The organism is Klebsiella sp. CB_Kp196, from assembly GCF_040061575.1.
GTDB classification, from domain to species: domain Bacteria; phylum Pseudomonadota; class Gammaproteobacteria; order Enterobacterales; family Enterobacteriaceae; genus Klebsiella; species Klebsiella michiganensis.
In genome coordinates, this window is sequence record NZ_JBEAFH010000034.1 from 45,672 (window position 1) to 61,911 (window position 16,240).

At 55.5% G+C, this 16,240-nt stretch carries 14 protein-coding genes; 7 read left to right on the forward strand and 7 right to left on the reverse strand.

Annotation, left to right across the window (positions count from 1 at the left end):
- Nucleotides 1–9: 9 nt before the first annotated feature.
- From ABLU87_RS08185 to fruB, 6 genes are all read right to left on the reverse strand, one after another.
- The gene (locus ABLU87_RS08185; protein WP_014230164.1) at nt 10–1,260 is read right to left on the reverse strand and encodes a NupC/NupG family nucleoside CNT transporter; all 1,251 of its coding nucleotides are present in this window, start codon (nt 1,258–1,260) and stop codon (nt 10–12) included.
- A gap of 95 nt (nt 1,261–1,355) precedes the next feature.
- The gene (locus tag ABLU87_RS08190) at nt 1,356–2,291 is read right to left on the reverse strand and encodes a pseudouridine-5'-phosphate glycosidase (RefSeq protein WP_128334734.1); all 936 of its coding nucleotides are present in this window, start codon (nt 2,289–2,291) and stop codon (nt 1,356–1,358) included.
- Nucleotides 2,284–3,219, reverse strand: coding sequence for a pseudouridine kinase (locus ABLU87_RS08195; protein ID WP_025106748.1), 936 nt, complete (start codon nt 3,217–3,219; stop codon nt 2,284–2,286). The genes ABLU87_RS08190 and ABLU87_RS08195 overlap by 8 nt, the downstream gene beginning before the upstream one ends.
- Before the next feature lie 324 nt (nt 3,220–3,543).
- On the reverse strand, nt 3,544–5,232 hold the full coding sequence (fruA, locus tag ABLU87_RS08200; RefSeq protein WP_014230167.1) for a PTS fructose transporter subunit IIBC: 1,689 nt from the start codon (nt 5,230–5,232) through the stop codon (nt 3,544–3,546).
- 16 nt (nt 5,233–5,248) lie between these two features.
- Nucleotides 5,249–6,187, reverse strand: coding sequence for a 1-phosphofructokinase (fruK, locus tag ABLU87_RS08205; RefSeq protein ID WP_004103928.1), 939 nt, complete (start codon nt 6,185–6,187; stop codon nt 5,249–5,251).
- Nucleotides 6,188–7,318 carry a fused PTS fructose transporter subunit IIA/HPr protein gene (fruB, locus tag ABLU87_RS08210; protein ID WP_032750633.1) on the reverse strand — a complete coding sequence of 377 codons (1,131 nt, stop codon included), beginning with the start codon at nt 7,316–7,318 and terminating at the stop codon, nt 6,188–6,190.
- 331 nt (nt 7,319–7,649) lie between these two features.
- Here fruB and setB point away from each other — a divergent pair, with 331 nt between their 5' ends.
- On the forward strand, nt 7,650–8,831 hold the full coding sequence (setB, locus tag ABLU87_RS08215; RefSeq protein WP_032721873.1) for a sugar efflux transporter SetB: 1,182 nt from the start codon (nt 7,650–7,652) through the stop codon (nt 8,829–8,831).
- A 25-nt stretch (nt 8,832–8,856) separates the two neighbouring features.
- On the opposite strand, the gene ABLU87_RS08220 is transcribed toward setB, so the two are convergent.
- On the reverse strand, nt 8,857–9,108 hold the full coding sequence (locus tag ABLU87_RS08220) for a YkgJ family cysteine cluster protein (protein ID WP_014230170.1): 252 nt from the start codon (nt 9,106–9,108) through the stop codon (nt 8,857–8,859).
- Nucleotides 9,109–9,256: 148 nt separating this feature from the next.
- On the opposite strand from ABLU87_RS08220, the gene yeiP reads away from it, so the two are divergent.
- The 6 genes from yeiP (at nt 9,257) to ABLU87_RS08250 (ending at nt 16,172) form a co-directional block, all read left to right on the forward strand.
- Nucleotides 9,257–9,829: an elongation factor P-like protein YeiP gene (gene yeiP / locus ABLU87_RS08225; RefSeq protein WP_004122911.1), complete on the forward strand. Its 573-nt coding sequence runs from the start codon at nt 9,257–9,259 to the stop codon at nt 9,827–9,829.
- A 282-nt stretch (nt 9,830–10,111) separates the two neighbouring features.
- Nucleotides 10,112–11,578, forward strand: coding sequence for a fructuronate reductase (locus ABLU87_RS08230; protein ID WP_025106745.1), 1,467 nt, complete (start codon nt 10,112–10,114; stop codon nt 11,576–11,578).
- Nucleotides 11,579–11,696: 118 nt separating this feature from the next.
- The gene (locus tag ABLU87_RS08235; protein WP_128334732.1) at nt 11,697–12,674 is read left to right on the forward strand and encodes a GTP-binding protein; all 978 of its coding nucleotides are present in this window, start codon (nt 11,697–11,699) and stop codon (nt 12,672–12,674) included.
- Nucleotides 12,675–12,709: 35 nt separating this feature from the next.
- Nucleotides 12,710–13,423: a phosphatase PAP2 family protein gene (locus ABLU87_RS08240; protein ID WP_025106743.1), complete on the forward strand. Its 714-nt coding sequence runs from the start codon at nt 12,710–12,712 to the stop codon at nt 13,421–13,423.
- Nucleotides 13,424–13,849: 426 nt separating this feature from the next.
- Nucleotides 13,850–14,419, forward strand: a complete 570-nt coding sequence (gene mepS, locus ABLU87_RS08245) for a bifunctional murein DD-endopeptidase/murein LD-carboxypeptidase (RefSeq protein ID WP_004122922.1) — start codon at nt 13,850–13,852, stop codon at nt 14,417–14,419.
- Nucleotides 14,420–14,609: 190 nt separating this feature from the next.
- The gene (locus ABLU87_RS08250; protein WP_014839070.1) at nt 14,610–16,172 is read left to right on the forward strand and encodes a cyclic di-GMP phosphodiesterase; all 1,563 of its coding nucleotides are present in this window, start codon (nt 14,610–14,612) and stop codon (nt 16,170–16,172) included.
- Nucleotides 16,173–16,240 lie beyond the last annotated feature (68 nt).

Consider the following 16,240-nt stretch of genomic DNA (forward strand, 5'->3'; position numbering starts at 1 on the left):
CGCAGCCTGTTATGCCAGACCAATAAAGAACCCGGCAATGGTGGCGCTCATCAGGTTAGAGAGCGTGGCCGCCGCCAGGGCGCGCAGCCCAAGCTGGGCAATCTCCGGCGCGCGCTGCGGTGAAATGGCCGAAAACGCCCCGACAACCACGCCGATCGAGCCAAAGTTGGCGAAACCGCACAGCGCGAACGAGATGATCGCAACGGTTTTCACGTCCAGATTGCCGCCGGCTTGCAGATAGGGCGAAAAGTTGAGGTAGGCGACGAATTCGTTTATCGCCAGCTTTTGGCCAATCAGGCTGCCCGCCAGCGTCGCATCGCTCCAGTCAACGCCCATAATCCATGCCAGCGGCGCGAGCAGGAAGCCGAAAATTCCCTCCAGCGTGGCGTGACCGTAGCCAAACCAGCCGCCAATGCCGCCGATAATACCGTTCAGCAGAGCAATAATCGCCACAAACGCCATCACTACCGTTGCCACCCCGGCGGCAATTTTCAGGCCGGTCATCGCCCCTGACGCCGCCGCCTCGATAACGCTTTTCGGCGGCGTCTCGGTGAAGGAGAGATTGTCGAAAGTGACCTGGGATGCTTCGGTTGCCGGACTCAGCATACGGGCAAACAGAATCCCGCCGGGGATAGCCATAAGCGAAGCGGCCAGCAGATAATCAATCGGCACGCCCATACCGGCATAGCCGATCATCATCGACCCGGCGATCGACGCCATCCCGCTGCAAATCGCGGTAAAAAGCTCATTGCGGTTGAGCTTGTTGATAAACGGTTTGACGATCGCCGGGATCTCATTTTGCCCAAGAAAAATGGTGGTCACGGCGACAAAAGACTCAATTTTGCTGATATTCAGCGCCTTCTGGAAGATGCCGCCGAGAATCCGGATCAGCAGCCCCATCACGCCGAGGTAGTAAAGCAGGCTTATCAGCGCGGTGACAAAAATGATGGCGGGCAGCACGCGGAAGGCGAAGATAAAGCCGGCGCCGTCAAACAGCACGTCCATCTTCGGGCCGACCAGTGAACCAAAAATAAACGCGCTTCCGGCGTCGCTATAGGACATGACTTTATGTACCCCAAGCGCGGCCTGCTCGACCAGCCACTTGCCCGGCGGAAAGTAGAGCATCACCCCGCCAATGACGATTTGCAGCAGCAGCGCCGCCCCTACCGTTCTGACGCTGATGCGTTTTTTATTGACTGACAGCGCAAAGGCAATGGCCAGCAACACCACCATCCCCAGAAGACTTCTCATAATGTCCATAATGATATCCTTACCTGGTGGAAAACCCGGCGCGAGCCAGGCTTTCGGTATCGTTGATATCGGGGCGGGCAACCGCAAACGGCCCGCAACTGTCGTCAGGCTACCTGCTGATACTCTTTGGCAATCTCGCAGGCCAGAATGGCGTTGTTGAAGACCAGCTGAATATTGGATTTCAGGCTGTCTCCGCCGGTCAGCTCCGCTACGCGGGCCAGCAGGAACGGCGTACTCGCTTTCCCCACCACGCCCTGCTCTTCCGCCTCCTTCACCGCCCGGTTGATGGCGGCGTTGATTTTCTCTTCCGGCATCGCGAACGCTTCAGGAATGGGGTTCGCCACCACCATGCCGCCATTCAGACCCGACTGCCATTTCACCGCCATCGCTTTGGCGATCTCTTTGGCGCTATTGAGGCGAATGCTGACGTCAAACGGGCTGGTTCGGCAGAAGAATGCCGGCAGCGCAGAGGTTTGATAACCAATAAGCGGAACGCCAAACGTTTCTAAATATTCGGTCGTTAAACCGAGATCGAGAATAGATTTTGCACCGGCGCAGACGACGGTGACGTTGGTATTTGCCAGCTCCTGCAAATCGGCGGAAATATCAAACGTGTGCTCGGCTCCGCGATGTACACCGCCAATACCGCCGGTAGCGAAGACTTTAATCCCGGCCATTGCGGCAATAATCATGGTGGACGCCACGGTGGTCGCGCCATTTAATCCCGCGGCGACAACAAAGGGTAAATCACGACGACTAACTTTGGCGACGTTATGCCCTTCGCGACCCAGCAGTTCAATTTCTTCACGGCTTAAGCCAACTTTTATGACGCCATGAATAATCGCAATGGTTGCCGGCACCGCCCCCTGGCGACGAATGGTTTCTTCTACTTCCAGCGCCGTTTGCGCATTTTCCGGAAATGGCATGCCGTGAGAAATAATGGTCGATTCCAGCGCCACTACTGGCTGATTATTTTTCAACGCCTGCTGAACTTCCGCAGAAACCTGTAATAATTCAGAGGAAATATTTAATTCAGACATATTCTTTCTCCACTACCTTTTTTACGTTGGCGTAAGATAATTCAGGGTTATTGGTGAATTCCGATGAGAGCGCCAGAGAAGAGCATCCCTGAGCAAACTTCACCGCTTGCGAAAATGAACAGCCGTCGAGCCAGCAGCAGGCAAGGCCGGCCATCATGGCGTCACCGGCGCCGGTGACGTTAACGACCTGAGTTTTCAGCGGCGCTGACCAGCCGCGTTCGCCCTCTTTCTCACTGTAGTAAACCCCGTCGCCGCCCATGCTCAGCACCAGGCGCTTCAGGCCACGCTGATGAAACCAGTCGGCAACGCGCGCGACGTCATCCGTGCCGGACAGCGCGATGCCGCTCAGCGTTTCAGCTTCAATTCGGTTCGGTTTCAGGGTGTGAATACGCCCCAGATGCTGGCTGATTTTCACGCACTTCCAGGCTGAAACCGGATCGACAAAAACGGGCGTTGCGCCGCTATTTTCCATCAGCCAGGCGAGAGCGGCCTCGCTGATATTGCAATCAACGACAATCACCGCGGCATTGCGGATAAAATCATGATGCTGTCTTAAAAACGCTGGCGTAATATGTTCTGTGATGCTCATATCATTAATCGCCACCAGCATTTCACCGGTATTATCAAGCAGCGATAAATAGCTTGAAGTACCTTCCCCCTGGATAACCTGACATTTATCGACGTGAACCCCGGACTGGGCCGTTTGTTTTAATAGAGAGTGGCCATAAAAATCGTCACCGACAACCGATAATAGCCACGCTGTTTTATTTAACAAGGCAATGTTTTGCGCAATGTTTCGCCCTACGCCGCCGGGAGTATATTTTATTTTCCCGGGGTTAGAATCCGCATAGTTCAACGATACATTGGAATAACCAGCAACATCCATATTTGCCGATCCAATAATCACAACGTAATCATTTTCAGGCATAAAAATACCCTCCAGCATAAAAAATGCTATGGCAGTGGAATTATTGAATATCAATAAATAAGCATACTCCCATTCATCACCCCTCAATAAACACATGTTTGAATGTGAACATGTGTTTATGTTAAGCGCAATGTTTTTAAAGTAAAGAGGTCAGCAAGAGGGATTTCATATGAACATGAACAAAATCACAAAAAATGCCCCGTATGGTTTTTAAACAGTTTAAAAATGCGAAGGAGAGCACATACGGCAGGATGAGCGGGAGGAGATGAGGCATAAAAAAAGGGCAGAGAAGACTCTGCCCTTGAGAACGATTTAATAGGTCGATCAGGCTGCTTTTTCGACTACCTGAACTTCAGGACGTTTCAGCACCGCGTAGGAGAGCCCTGCGACCAGCGTACCGACGACAATCGCCATCAGATAACCGAGTACCGGCGTAATCGCGCCAGGAATCAGCAGGACGAACAGACCGCCGTGCGGCGCCATCAGCTTAGCACCGACCGCCATGGACATCGCGCCGGTGACCGCGCCGCCAACGATACAGCAGGGCAGGACGCGCATCGGGTCGCGAGCAGCGAACGGAATCGCGCCTTCGGTGATAAAGCACAGGCCGAGAACCAGAGCGGCTTTGCCGCCTTCCTGCTGCGCTTTGTCGAACTTGTTACGCGCAACCAGCGTCGCCAGACCCAGCGCCAGCGGTGGAACCATACCCGCCGCCATAATGGCCGCCATCGGCGCATAGGTTTGGGTACTCAGAAGACCAACACCAAAGGCGTAGGCCGCTTTGTTCACCGGACCGCCCATGTCGGTACACATCATACCGCCGAGGATCGCACCGAGCAGAACCGCGTTCGCCGTGCCCATGGTTTGCAGCCAGTGGGTCAACGCTTCGAGGATCCCGGCAACGGGCTTACCAATCAGGTAAATCATCGCCAGACCTACGATCAGGCTGGAAACCAGTGGAATGATCAGGATTGGCTTCAGCGCCTCCATACTTTGCGGCAGTTTCAGCTTCGTACTGATCGCTTTCGCCACGTAACCGGCAAGGAAACCAGCGATGATACCGCCGATAAAGCCGGACCCGGTGCTTACCGCCAGCATACCGCCGATAAGACCCGGCGTCAGGCCCGGACGGTCAGCGATGGAGAAGGCGATAAAGCCCGCCAGTACCGGCACCATCAGCGCGAAGGCTGAGCCCCCACCGATTTGCATCAGCGCGGCGGCCAGGGTGTCTTTCACTTCAAAGGCTTTAATACCAAAAGCGAAGGAGAGCGCGATACACAGACCGCCCGCCACCACCATCGGCAGCATGTACGACACGCCGGTCAGCAGGTGGCGATAGGCGCCAGCGGACTCTTTTTTGCCTTCCGCCGCGGCCTGGGATTTACCCGCAGGCTGATACGGTTTCGCTTCAACAACGGCTTTATCCAGCTCCTGAGCGGTTTTCTTCAGCGCCAGACCAGTGGTGGTGCGATACATCGGCTTACCGGCGAATTTCGCCAGATCCACTTCGATATCGGCAGCCACCACCACCAGATCCGCCTGTTCAACTTCTTCCGGGGTGATTGCATTGCCCGCGCCCACGGAGCCGCGCGTTTCAACTTTCACCCACCAGCCGCGTTTTTTGGCTTCGGTTTCAATCGCTTCCGCCGCCATAAAGGTGTGCGCCACCCCGGTCGGACAGGCGGTGACCGCTACGATGCGTTTCGGACCATTGGTCGCTGCGGGTACAGCGGCAGCGGCCGGGGCGCTGTAAGGCGTTGCATGGCTTTTGGCCTCACCGAGGAACAGCTCCGGGTGCGCTACGGCGCGGTTAATATCGCCGAGATAGACCTTTTTGCCGTTCAGCGCGCTGTCGGCCGGCAGCGCCGTGCCCAGCACAATCGCCAGCTCAGCGTCGTTCGGGTTATCAATCAGTTCGAGTTGCGCTTTTTGCGCCGCAGTGCTTAACAGGGTCTTCGCCATATAGGCGCGAGCCTGTCCAAGCCCGGCATCAATAATCAGCAGCGTTTTCATTATGCCTCTCCTGCTGTTAATTAAAGGGTTGTAAGTCGACGCGCGCCATCATTGCGGCCAACTGGGTACGATCGGTAATACCGACATTGCTCTGACTCACCGCCAGCGCGGCAACTGCCGTTGCCAGGCGCAGCGTATGTTCGCTGGACTCACGCATCAGCAGGCCATAAATCAGGCCGCCAACCATGGAGTCACCGGCGCCAACGGTGCTTACCACTTCAACGGAAGGCGGCTTGGCAATCCACTCTCCGGATGCGTTAACCCACAGAGCGCCTTCTTCGCCAAGGGAGATAACCACGTGGGCAATTCCCTGCTCACGCAGCGCATGAGCGGCTTCAATCACATCTTTCATTTCAGGCAGCTTGCGGCCCGCCCAGATTTCCAGCTCGCGACGGTTAGGTTTAACCAGCCACGGCGCCGCTTTCAGACCGGCAACCAGCGCTTCGCGGCTGCTGTCAAAAATGATGCACGGGCACTGGCTACGCAGGCGGGTCATCCAGTCAGTGAACGCTTCCGGGCTGACGCCAGACGGCAGGCTACCGCTCACGCAAACCATATCGAACTGGCCCAGCCAGCTCAGGGAATCGTTAACAAAACGCTCCCAGTCGCCCGGCGTGACTTCAAAGCCGGAGAAGTTGAAATCGGTGACTTCGCCGTCTTTCTCCGTCAGCTTGACGTTGATACGGGTACGGCCCTGAACAACCTGAAAACGGTTAGCAATGCCCAGCTCGCTGAACAGCTGCTGAAAACCATCCTGATTGTCTTTACCGAGGAAACCGCCAACGGTGACGTCGATACCGAGATCTTTCAGCACTTTTGCAACGTTGATCCCCTTCCCTGCGGCGTGCAAACCGGTGGTGCGAACAAGGTTAACCTCACCGCGTTCAATTTCCGGGGTAAAACCCACCAGGTCATAGGCCGGGTTTAAAGTAATCGTTGCGACACGTCTGCTCATTTATGCGCCCTCCCCAAGGCCTGCGGCGATCGCTTCGCCAATCGCATCCAGCGCCTGCTGCGCATCTTCACCCTGCGCGGTAAAGCGCAAGCGGTGACCTTTTTTCACGCCCAGCGCCACGACTTTCATCAGGCTGCGGCCGTTGGCCGGTTTGCCCGAACCATCAAGGTTGGTGACGGTAATGTCGCTGGAGAATTGTTTAATAGTATTAACCAGCATCGTGCCGGGACGCGCGTGCAGCCCGTGCTCGTTGCGGATAACGTATTCCGCGCTGAGAACATCTTCCGCAATCGCGTCGTCGCTGGTCAGCAGCGCCAGCAGCGTGGCACCATCAGCCTTCAGCAAACGGTCAGCTTTTTTGTCGAGCAGCAAATTGCTCAGGCGATTAAGCACCGCAGTTGGCTGGTCATCGGCCATCGCGACGGTGATCAGCAGAGAAACCGGCTGCTCTTCGCTGGTAAAGGCGCTGGCCGCGCGGCTGACGGCAACGGCGCTGCGCAGGTTGCCTTCGGTGCTGTCGTTCAGCCAGATGCCCTGACCGAGGTTCAGCGGTTTATCATTAATCGTACGGCTAACAAAGGAAGCATCGACCGCGCCGGCTTCTTTCAGCCGAGCGGCGTTCAGCGCCTGCAGGGTCAGCAGGTCGCTGGCGACAACGTCCAGGGTCAGCGTCTCGTTATCCAGCTTCAGCGCTTCGCTCTGCTTTTCACCCATCAACAGGGCGCGCAGCTCTTCAGCGGTCGTCGCGGACTTAAGTTGTTCAGCAACGGAGTCGTCGCTCAGCACGTGGGTCAGCTGACGCAGCAGCCCCAGGTGTTCATCCGAGCTGGCGGCAATACCGATGGCGACGTAGGCGGTTTGCCCTTCGCCCCAGGTCACGCCCTGCGGGAACTGATACACCTGAACGCCGGTTTTCAGTACCTGATCGCGGGTGTCGGTGGTACCGTGCGGAATCGCAATACCGTTGCCAAGGAAAGTGGAGGTTTGCTGCTCGCGAGCCAGCATCCCGTTGATGTAGCCGTCTGCCACGTTGCCCGCGCTGACCAGCGCGGAGGCAACCTGACGAATAGCCTCTTCTTTATTACCGGCCTGCTGACCGGGATGAATATCCTGCACAGATAACTGGAACATGGTTCTCCTCTCCTGCTGAATTGAATCGTTTCAGCTACTTTGAGAAAAAATGCGTCATCTACCTGCCGGAGAATCTCCCGATGACGCTGAAACGTTTCAAGAAGTCTGTACCTTTATTAGCCGCCAGGCAAGAAAAGTTCGTTTTCTGATAACAGAAGTTAGAGATACAGCACACTTTTGCTGAAGCGGGAGCGTCGAGGCCGGGAAAACTTCAGCTTTCTGCTGAAGTTTGATTTTGAAACATCTTTTTGATTTATTCGTGCCCTGGTACTGTTCATTTTCTGAGTGACGGCGTAAACTCCGCGACTCCTGAAAACCGATGAACGCCGACATGCAAAACAGTAGCGCCGCCCTGCCACGACGCGGGTTTGATTTCACCTCTTCCGCCTTTCTGATCGTCGCCTTCCTGACGGGTATCGCCGGGGCACTCCAGACGCCAACGCTGAGCCTGTTTCTGACGAACGAGGTTCACGTACGACCGGCGATGGTCGGCTTCTTTTTTACCGGTAGCGCGGTGATCGGCATTCTGGTGAGCCAGTTCCTCGCCGGGCGTTCGGATCGCAAAGGCGACCGCAAGCGGCTGATCGTCTTCTGCTGCCTGATGGGCGTGCTGGCCTGCGTGCTCTTCGCCTGGAACCGTAACTACTTTATTTTGCTGTTCATCGGGGTATTTCTCAGCAGCTTCGGCTCCACCGCCAACCCGCAGATGTTTGCCCTCGCCCGCGAGCATGCGGATAAAACGGGCCGTGAGGCGGTCATGTTTAGTTCGATTCTGCGCGCTCAGGTGTCGCTGGCATGGGTTATCGGACCGCCGCTGGCCTACGCGCTGGCCATGGGTTTTGGCTTTACGGTGATGTATCTCAGCGCGGCAGTTGCCTTTGTGGTCTGCGGCGCGATGGTCTGGTTTTTTCTTCCCAGCATGCGTAAAGAGCCGAAGATCGCTACGGGCCATCTTGAAGCGCCGCGTACCAACCGCCGCGACGCGCTGCTGCTGTTTATCATCTGTACGCTGATGTGGGGAATCAACAGCCTGTACATCATTAATATGCCGCTGTTTATCATCAATGAACTGCATTTACCGGAGAAGCTGGCCGGGGTCATGATGGGCACCGCCGCCGGGCTGGAAATCCCGACCATGCTGATTGCGGGCTATTATGCCAAACGCTTCGGCAAACGTTTCCTGATGCGCATCTCAGCGGTGGCCGGCGTGCTGTTTTACGTTGGCATGCTAACCGTCCATACCCCCGGACTGCTGCTGGCCCTACAGGCGCTGAACGCCATTTTTATCGGTATCCTGGCCGGTATCGGCATGCTCTATTTCCAGGACCTGATGCCCGGACAGGCGGGTGCGGCCACCACGCTTTATACCAATACCACGCGCGTTGGCTGGATTATCGCCGGTTCGCTGGCGGGGGTCGTTGCGGAAGTCTGGAGCTATCACGCCGTATTCTGGATTGCGCTGGTGATGGGGGTCATCACTCAGGCCTGCCTGTGGCGTATTAAAGACGTTTAAGGGTATCCCGCGCGGGCTTGCACCGTCACGAAGTGCTCAGCTCAAGATGAAGCAGCCAGGTCATGGCGTCTTCGCGATTGGTGGCGCACATTTCCGCTTCCGGCTTCAGGCTGGCGCACACTTTCGGCCTTAACGGCGAGCCAAAAATAGCGCAGAGATTATTTTGCGATAGCTGCACGCAGCGGGTGTTTGCCGGCTTGCCTTGCGGCATGCCCGGGATAGGGCTGGAGATAGAAGGAGCGATACAGCAAGCTCCGCATTCAGGGCGGCATTCCATAATCGACTCTTCCGATAACGCTTTTAGCAGCCCAGCCTAAACGTTTTACCTGAAGATAGCAAAACAGACGAATTCCACTTGCCTGAAAGGCCCGGCGCGAGTAGTTTTACGCGATATTTTCGACCCTTTAAGTGACAGGATTACTGCAATGCCAAGAGCGAATGAAATTAAAAAAGGTATGGTGCTGAATTACAACGGCAAACTGCTGATTGTTAAAAATATTGATATTCAGTCACCCAGCGCCCGCGGCGCAGCGACGCTGTACAAAATGCGTTTCTCCGATGTACGCACCGGCCTGAAAGTGGAAGAACGCTTCAAAGGCGACGACATCGTCGATACCGTCACCCTGACCCGCCGCTTCGTTGACTTCTCCTATATCGATGGCAACGAATACGTCTTTATGGATAAAGAAGATTACACCCCGTATATCTTCACCAAAGAGCAGATCGAAGAAGAGCTGCTGTTTATGCCGGAAGGCGGCATGCCGGATATGCAGGTTCTGACCTGGGACGGCCAGCTGCTGGCGCTGGAACTGCCGCAGACCGTGGATCTCGAAATCGTTGAGACGGCGCCGGGTATCAAAGGCGCATCCGCAAGCGCGCGTAACAAACCGGCGACGCTGAGCACCGGCCTTGTTGTTCAGGTGCCTGAATACCTGAGCGCGGGAGAGCGTATCCGCATCCATATCGAAGAGAGCCGCTACATGGGCCGCGCGGACTAAACTCCGCGTTTGCAATATCCAGGAGGGCAGCCAGCGGCTGTCCTTTTTATTAGCCCCTTATCCGCAATCTCCCCTCCGCCAAAAGCTGTTATACCAAAAATAGCGAAGTTACCGCTAATCTCACCGGCTCTCTGCGCATACTTTGCGGCCTGACCGTTTACCGCGACAGAATTGCATGATCAAGCTCACATTAAGCGGATAAATAAGGCTCACCAATTTAATTTGTTGTCATATATCTTTACACTGATCATGTTAATTATTGGTTAATCAGGTGTGTTAAGAATGACAACCATTGCGACAGCCACGCTGCCGGAAGGCGTACAGCTTCCTCGATACGATCGCAGTCAGCTGCGTTCGCGTATTGTGCATTTCGGTTTTGGCGCGTTTCATCGCGCGCACCAGGCCCTTCTCACCGATCGGGTGCTCAACGCCAGCGGCGGAGACTGGGGGATTTGTGAGATTAGCCTGTTCAGCGGCGATCGGCTGATGAGCCAGCTTCGCCAGCAGGACCACCTGTTTACCGTGCTGGAAAAAGGCGCCGAGGGCAATCAGCCGATTATTGTCGGCGCCGTTCATGAGTGTCTGAATGCGAAACTGGATTCGCTGGCCGCCATTATTGAGAAATTTTGCGAACCGCAGGTCGCCATTGTCTCTCTGACCATCACCGAGAAGGGCTACTGCATCGATCCGGCCAGCGGCCAGCTGGATATGACGCAGCCGCGCATTATTCACGATCTGCAAAATCCGACGCTGCCGCAATCGGTTCCCGGCATTCTGGTGGAAGCGCTGGCGCGCCGCCGACAGCGCGGGCTACCGCCGTTTACCGTCCTCTCCTGCGACAATATTCCCGATAATGGACATGTGGTAAAAAACGCCGTGCTGGGAATGGCCGAAAAACGGGACCCCGAGCTGGCGCAGTGGATCGCCGAACACATCAGCTTTCCCGGTACCATGGTTGACCGCATCGTGCCCGCCGCCACCGATGAGTCGCTGGCAGAAATTAGCGCGACGCTAGGCGTGGAAGACCCCTGCGCAATCAGCTGCGAACCCTTTATCCAGTGGGTCATTGAAGATAACTTTGTTGCCGGTCGCCCGGATTGGGAAACCGCGGGCGTCCAGATGACCGATGACGTTTTACCGTGGGAACAAATGAAGCTACGGATGCTCAACGGTAGCCACTCGTTTCTCGCCTGGCTTGGCTATCTGGCTGGCCATGCGCACATTAGCGACTGCATGCAGGATCCGATTTTCCGCAGCGCCGCCTACCGCCTGATGCTTGACGAACAGGCGCCGACCTTATCCATTCAGGGCGTTGACCTGACGGCGTACGCTGACAGCCTGATCGAGCGCTTCAGCAACCCGGCGCTGAAGCATCGCACCTGGCAAATCGCCATGGACGGTAGCCAGAAGCTGCCGCAACGTATGCTTGAGGGTATTCGCGTCCATCTCGCTCGGGGCAGCCGCTGGCCGCTGCTGGCGCTCGGCGTGGCCGGCTGGATGCGCTACGTCAGCGGTATTGACGATGCCGGAAATGCGATTGATATTCGCGATCCGCTGGCCGATAAGATGCAGAAACGGGTTTCTGCCAGCGATGAACACCAGCGCGTGGCGGCCCTGCTTACGCTTGAAGAGATCTTCGGCCGCGACCTGCCGCAGAACCCGCAGTTTGTCGCGCATATCACCGCCGCATGGCATCAGCTCGCCGCTTTTGGCGCGCGTCAGGCGATTGCCGGCACGCTGAACGCTTAACAATTTCTGCCTTTTAGCGGACAGATCCCCCTTCTGTCCGCGGTAAGACTTCTCTTTTCCCCTTTTTTTCGTCAGGATAGCGTAACTGTTACAACATTACATTTATCCTGGAGAAAAAGTGACCAAAACCAATTTGATCACGGGGTTTCTCGGCAGCGGCAAGACGACGTCGATTCTGCATCTGCTGGCCCATAAGCCCGCGGATGAAAAATGGGCCGTGCTGGTCAACGAGTTTGGTGAAGTGGGCATTGACGGCGCGCTGCTGGCGGAAAGCGGCGCGCTGCTCAAAGAGATCCCCGGCGGCTGCATGTGCTGCGTGAACGGTCTGCCGATGCAGGTCGGGCTCAACACCCTGCTGCGCCAGGGCAAACCCGATCGCCTGCTGATAGAACCCACCGGGCTTGGCCATCCTAAACAGATCCTCGATATGCTGACCGCCGCAATATACGAGCCGTGGATCGACCTGCGCGCCACCTTATGCGTACTGGATCCGCGCCAGCTGCTGGACGAAAAAATTGTAACCAACGACAACTTTCGCGACCAGCTGGCCGCCGCTGACGTCATTATCAGTAATAAAGCCGACCGCGAAACGGAGGAAAGCCAACGCGCATTCGCCGCCTGGTGGCAGACCTATGCCGGCGATCGGCGGTTCGTCAGCGCCACGCGGGGGAATATCGACCCGGCACTGCTTGATTTGCCGCGCCGCAATCTTGCGCCGCTTCCCGCCAGCCCCGAACACGCGCACGGCCACGGGCAGAAACAGGGCCTTGCGGCACTGAGCCTCCCTGCCCATCAGCGCTGGCGTCGCAGCCTCAATAGCGGCCAGGGCTATCACGCCTGCGGCTGGATTTTTGACGCCGAAACCGTTTTCGACACCGTGGCCCTGCTCGAATGGGCGCGCCTGGCGCCGGTCGGGCGCGTGAAAGGCGTGATGCGCATCGCGGAAGGAGTGGTACGCATCAACCGCCAGCAGCGCGATCTGCATATTGAGACGCAGAACGTTTCCCCTCCCGATAGCCGTATCGAGCTGATTGCCGATACCGAAACGGACTGGAACGCACTGCAGGCCTCCTTGTTGAGGATTCGTTTAAGTTAAGACGGCTATGGTTGCCGTCGTTTACCCAACACACGATAGTTATGATTAAAAATCGAATTCCCCTAATCCTGCTGCTGAACGCGGCGGGTGTTGCGCTTTTTTGTTCATGGTACCTTCCCGTTAACCATGGTTTCTGGAATCCGCTGGACTCGGCGATCTTCTATTTCTTTAACCACCTGGTTGGCGTGAGCACCGCTTACACCTGGCTGCTGGCGATTATCAACAACCGCGCATTTGATGCCTGCTCGCTACTGGCGATGGGCAGCCTGATGCTAAGCTTCTGGTTTAAAGAGCAGAGCGCCGGACGCCGCCGGGTGATTATCATCGGCCTGGCGATGCTGCTGGCCGCCGTCATCATCAATCAGCTTGCCCAGCACCTGATGCCGGTTAAGCGCGCCAGCCCTTCGCTCTCTTTTACCGATATCACCAAAGTGAGCGATGTGATCTCCTTCCCCACTAAAGATGCGTCTAAAGATAGCTTTCCAGGCGATCACGGTATGATGCTGCTGATTTTTGCATCATTTATGTGGCGCTATTTCGGTCGCCGGGCGTTTGCCATCGCGCTGGTCATATTCGTAGTGTTCGCTTTTCCACGCGTAATGATTGGCGCTCACTGGTTTACCGATATTGCCGTCGGCTCATTAACGGCGGTACTCATTGGCGCCCCCTGGGTATTGATGACCCCGCTGAGTGATAATGTCATTGCGTTATTTGAGCGTTATCTTCCGGGTAGAAAAACTAAAAATTAAATCTATCTTTACAATTAATTAATATCATTCATAAGGGATCGTTCTGGGTCCCTTTTTTTGTCCGCGCGTTTTTTCTCATCCGGCATCATCTTCCCGTCATAGTAATCATGTTAGAAATGAGTAAATTGCGTATTTTTTACCCATTGCTGCCGCTATTTTGCCCTTTGCCGATGATTCACTTTTTGTCGCAAAAATACTTATAAGAAAATGCGTAAAACCGCTCGCCATCCCCCGGTTGATCGGGTAACCTCAATCTCGTTTTGCCTCGTCAGCGACATCAATTCAGAGAATGAATAAATTTGTGCGTCAGTCCACAGTTTTATGCTTACGGAATTGTCTCATTGCGACCAGGTAATTAGGCTCTAACACGTTTGGCATTTTTTATAACGACATTGTCGTTAAGGACAACAAGGGATAACACACAGCATGGTCAAATCTCAGCCGATTTTGAGATATATCTTGCGGGTCGCCCCCGCGATTGCAGTTGCGGTTCTGCTTTCCGCGTGTAGTTCAAATAGTACCGCCAGGAATATGCATTCTGAGACGCTTGCTGTGGGTAGTGGCGATTTATCATCACTGCAAGCCTCTCAGGATGAATTTGAAACGATGGTCCGCAACCTGGACGTTAAGTCCCGCTTGATGGATCAATATGCCAGCTGGAAGGGCGTGCGTTACCGCCTCGGCGGCAGCACCCGTAAAGGCATCGATTGTTCCGCCTTTGTGCAACGGACTTTCCGTGAACAGTTTGGCCTGGAACTGCCGCGCTCGACTTCAGAGCAGCAGGATTCCGGAAAATCGATCAGCCGCGCGCAGCTGCGCACCGGTGATTTAGTTCTGTTCCGCGCAGGTTCCACGGGCCGCCATGTAGGGATCTACATCGGCAACAATCAGTTTGTTCATGCTTCCACCAGCAGCGGTGTGACAATTTCAAGCATGGATGAGCCGTACTGGAAAAAGCGCTATAACGAAGCGCGACGCGTTCTGAGCCGTTCGTAATCGTCTTCTGCCGTTGGTTAATCCCTTGGCCAACGAAAGAAATAAAAAAAACACTGCCGAGGCGGTGTTTTTTTTTGCTCGCCAGCCAGGAAACTTCGTAAAATAAGCGATGTCTTTAAGCAGGGATAGAAAAAGCGATTTCTATCAGCCCCCTGGCGCAAATCAACAATACGGACTGACTATATAGCCTATGCCTACCCGTCATCTCGCTCCCCGGCGAAAAATCTGGCTGACCAGCATATGTGTTGGAATAGCCGTCGCCCTGCTGGCCGGTAGCATCCAGTTTATGGTGATTTATCACAACCGTGCGGAGCGTTTCGACGCCATTATTCACAACGTTCATACGTATCTGCAGGACTACTTTCACGATTTGAATCAGACGATTCAGGGCATGCAGCCGTTGGTCGATCAACCCTGTGAAAACGTTGCCTCAGGCTTAACCGCCCATGCAGCATTCAGCCCGAACGTCCGCGCCATCCTGCTGGTCAAAAATGGCCTTGCCTTTTGCTCCTCCGCCACAGGCGCTATGAACACGCCCTTAACCCAGCTCATTCCGCAGCTTAATCTTACTCAAGCGGTCGATATGGCGATTCTGCCCGGGACGCCAATGATGCCGAAAAGCGCCGCGCTGGCGCTGTGGGTCCGCAGCCCACACGGCGGGAAAGACGGTATTTTTGTCTCGATTAATGCCAACCTGACGCCCTATATTCTCTACTCAGCCCGACAGAATGATTTCAGCGGCCTGGCGCTGGCCATTAAGGACACCGCCATTTCCACCTTCAGCAACCAACTTATCGACCCGCAGACGCTGCTCTCGCCGCCCATTCGCCAGACGCAAATCGACGGCCTGCCGCTGAAGGTTTATCTCTACGCGAACAGCTGGCTGGCGGAGAATACGCAGTTTGCTCTGCTGCTGGGCGTCGTGTGCGGGCTGCTGGCCGGGCTTTTAAGCTACTACATCCTGACGATTAAATCGGACCCGCGCAAAGAGCTGCTGCTGGCGATCAAAAACGATCAGTTCTATGTGGTTTATCAACCGGTGGTGAGGTCAGAGACGCTGCGCATCAGCGGCGTTGAGGTACTGATGCGCTGGCGACATCCCGTGGCCGGCGAGATCCCTCCCGATGTGTTTATCAACCTTGCTGAAACCCAGCAGATCATTATTCCGCTCACCCGCCATCTGTTAAAACTGATTGCGCAGGATGCGCCTGTTCTGCAAACGCTCCTGCCCGCAGGGAGCAAGCTGGGGATAAATATCTCCCCCCTTCATCTGCACGCAGGCAGCTTTCAGCAAGACCTTCAGCATTTCGCCGCCGCCATGCCGGCCGGCCATTTTAGCGTGGTGCTGGAGATCACCGAGCGCGCGATGATCGATAAGAATCGCTCCTTAGGGAACTTCGACTGGCTGCACGAACAGGGCTTTGAAATTGCGATTGATGATTTTGGTACCGGTCATAGCGCGCTAATCTATCTGGAGCGCTATAACTTTGATTACCTGAAGATAGACCGCGGCTTCGTGCAGGCTATCGGCACTGAGACCGTCACCTCACCGGTGCTTGATGCCGTTATCACCCTGAGCCGCCGCCTGAAGCTCACCACGGTCGCTGAAGGGGTGGAAACGCAGGAACAAGCGGAATGGCTGCGCGACCACGGGGTAAACTATTTACAGGGCTACTGGTTAAGCCGGCCGCTGACGCTGGACGCGCTGATCGCCGCCCATGATGAACCGGCGAAATATTTCACAAGCCGCTAAGGGTCCTTTATTATTTGCTATCAAAGGTCAGGCCGCTTCAGGTCTGACATTGGAGGGCGACATCCTGG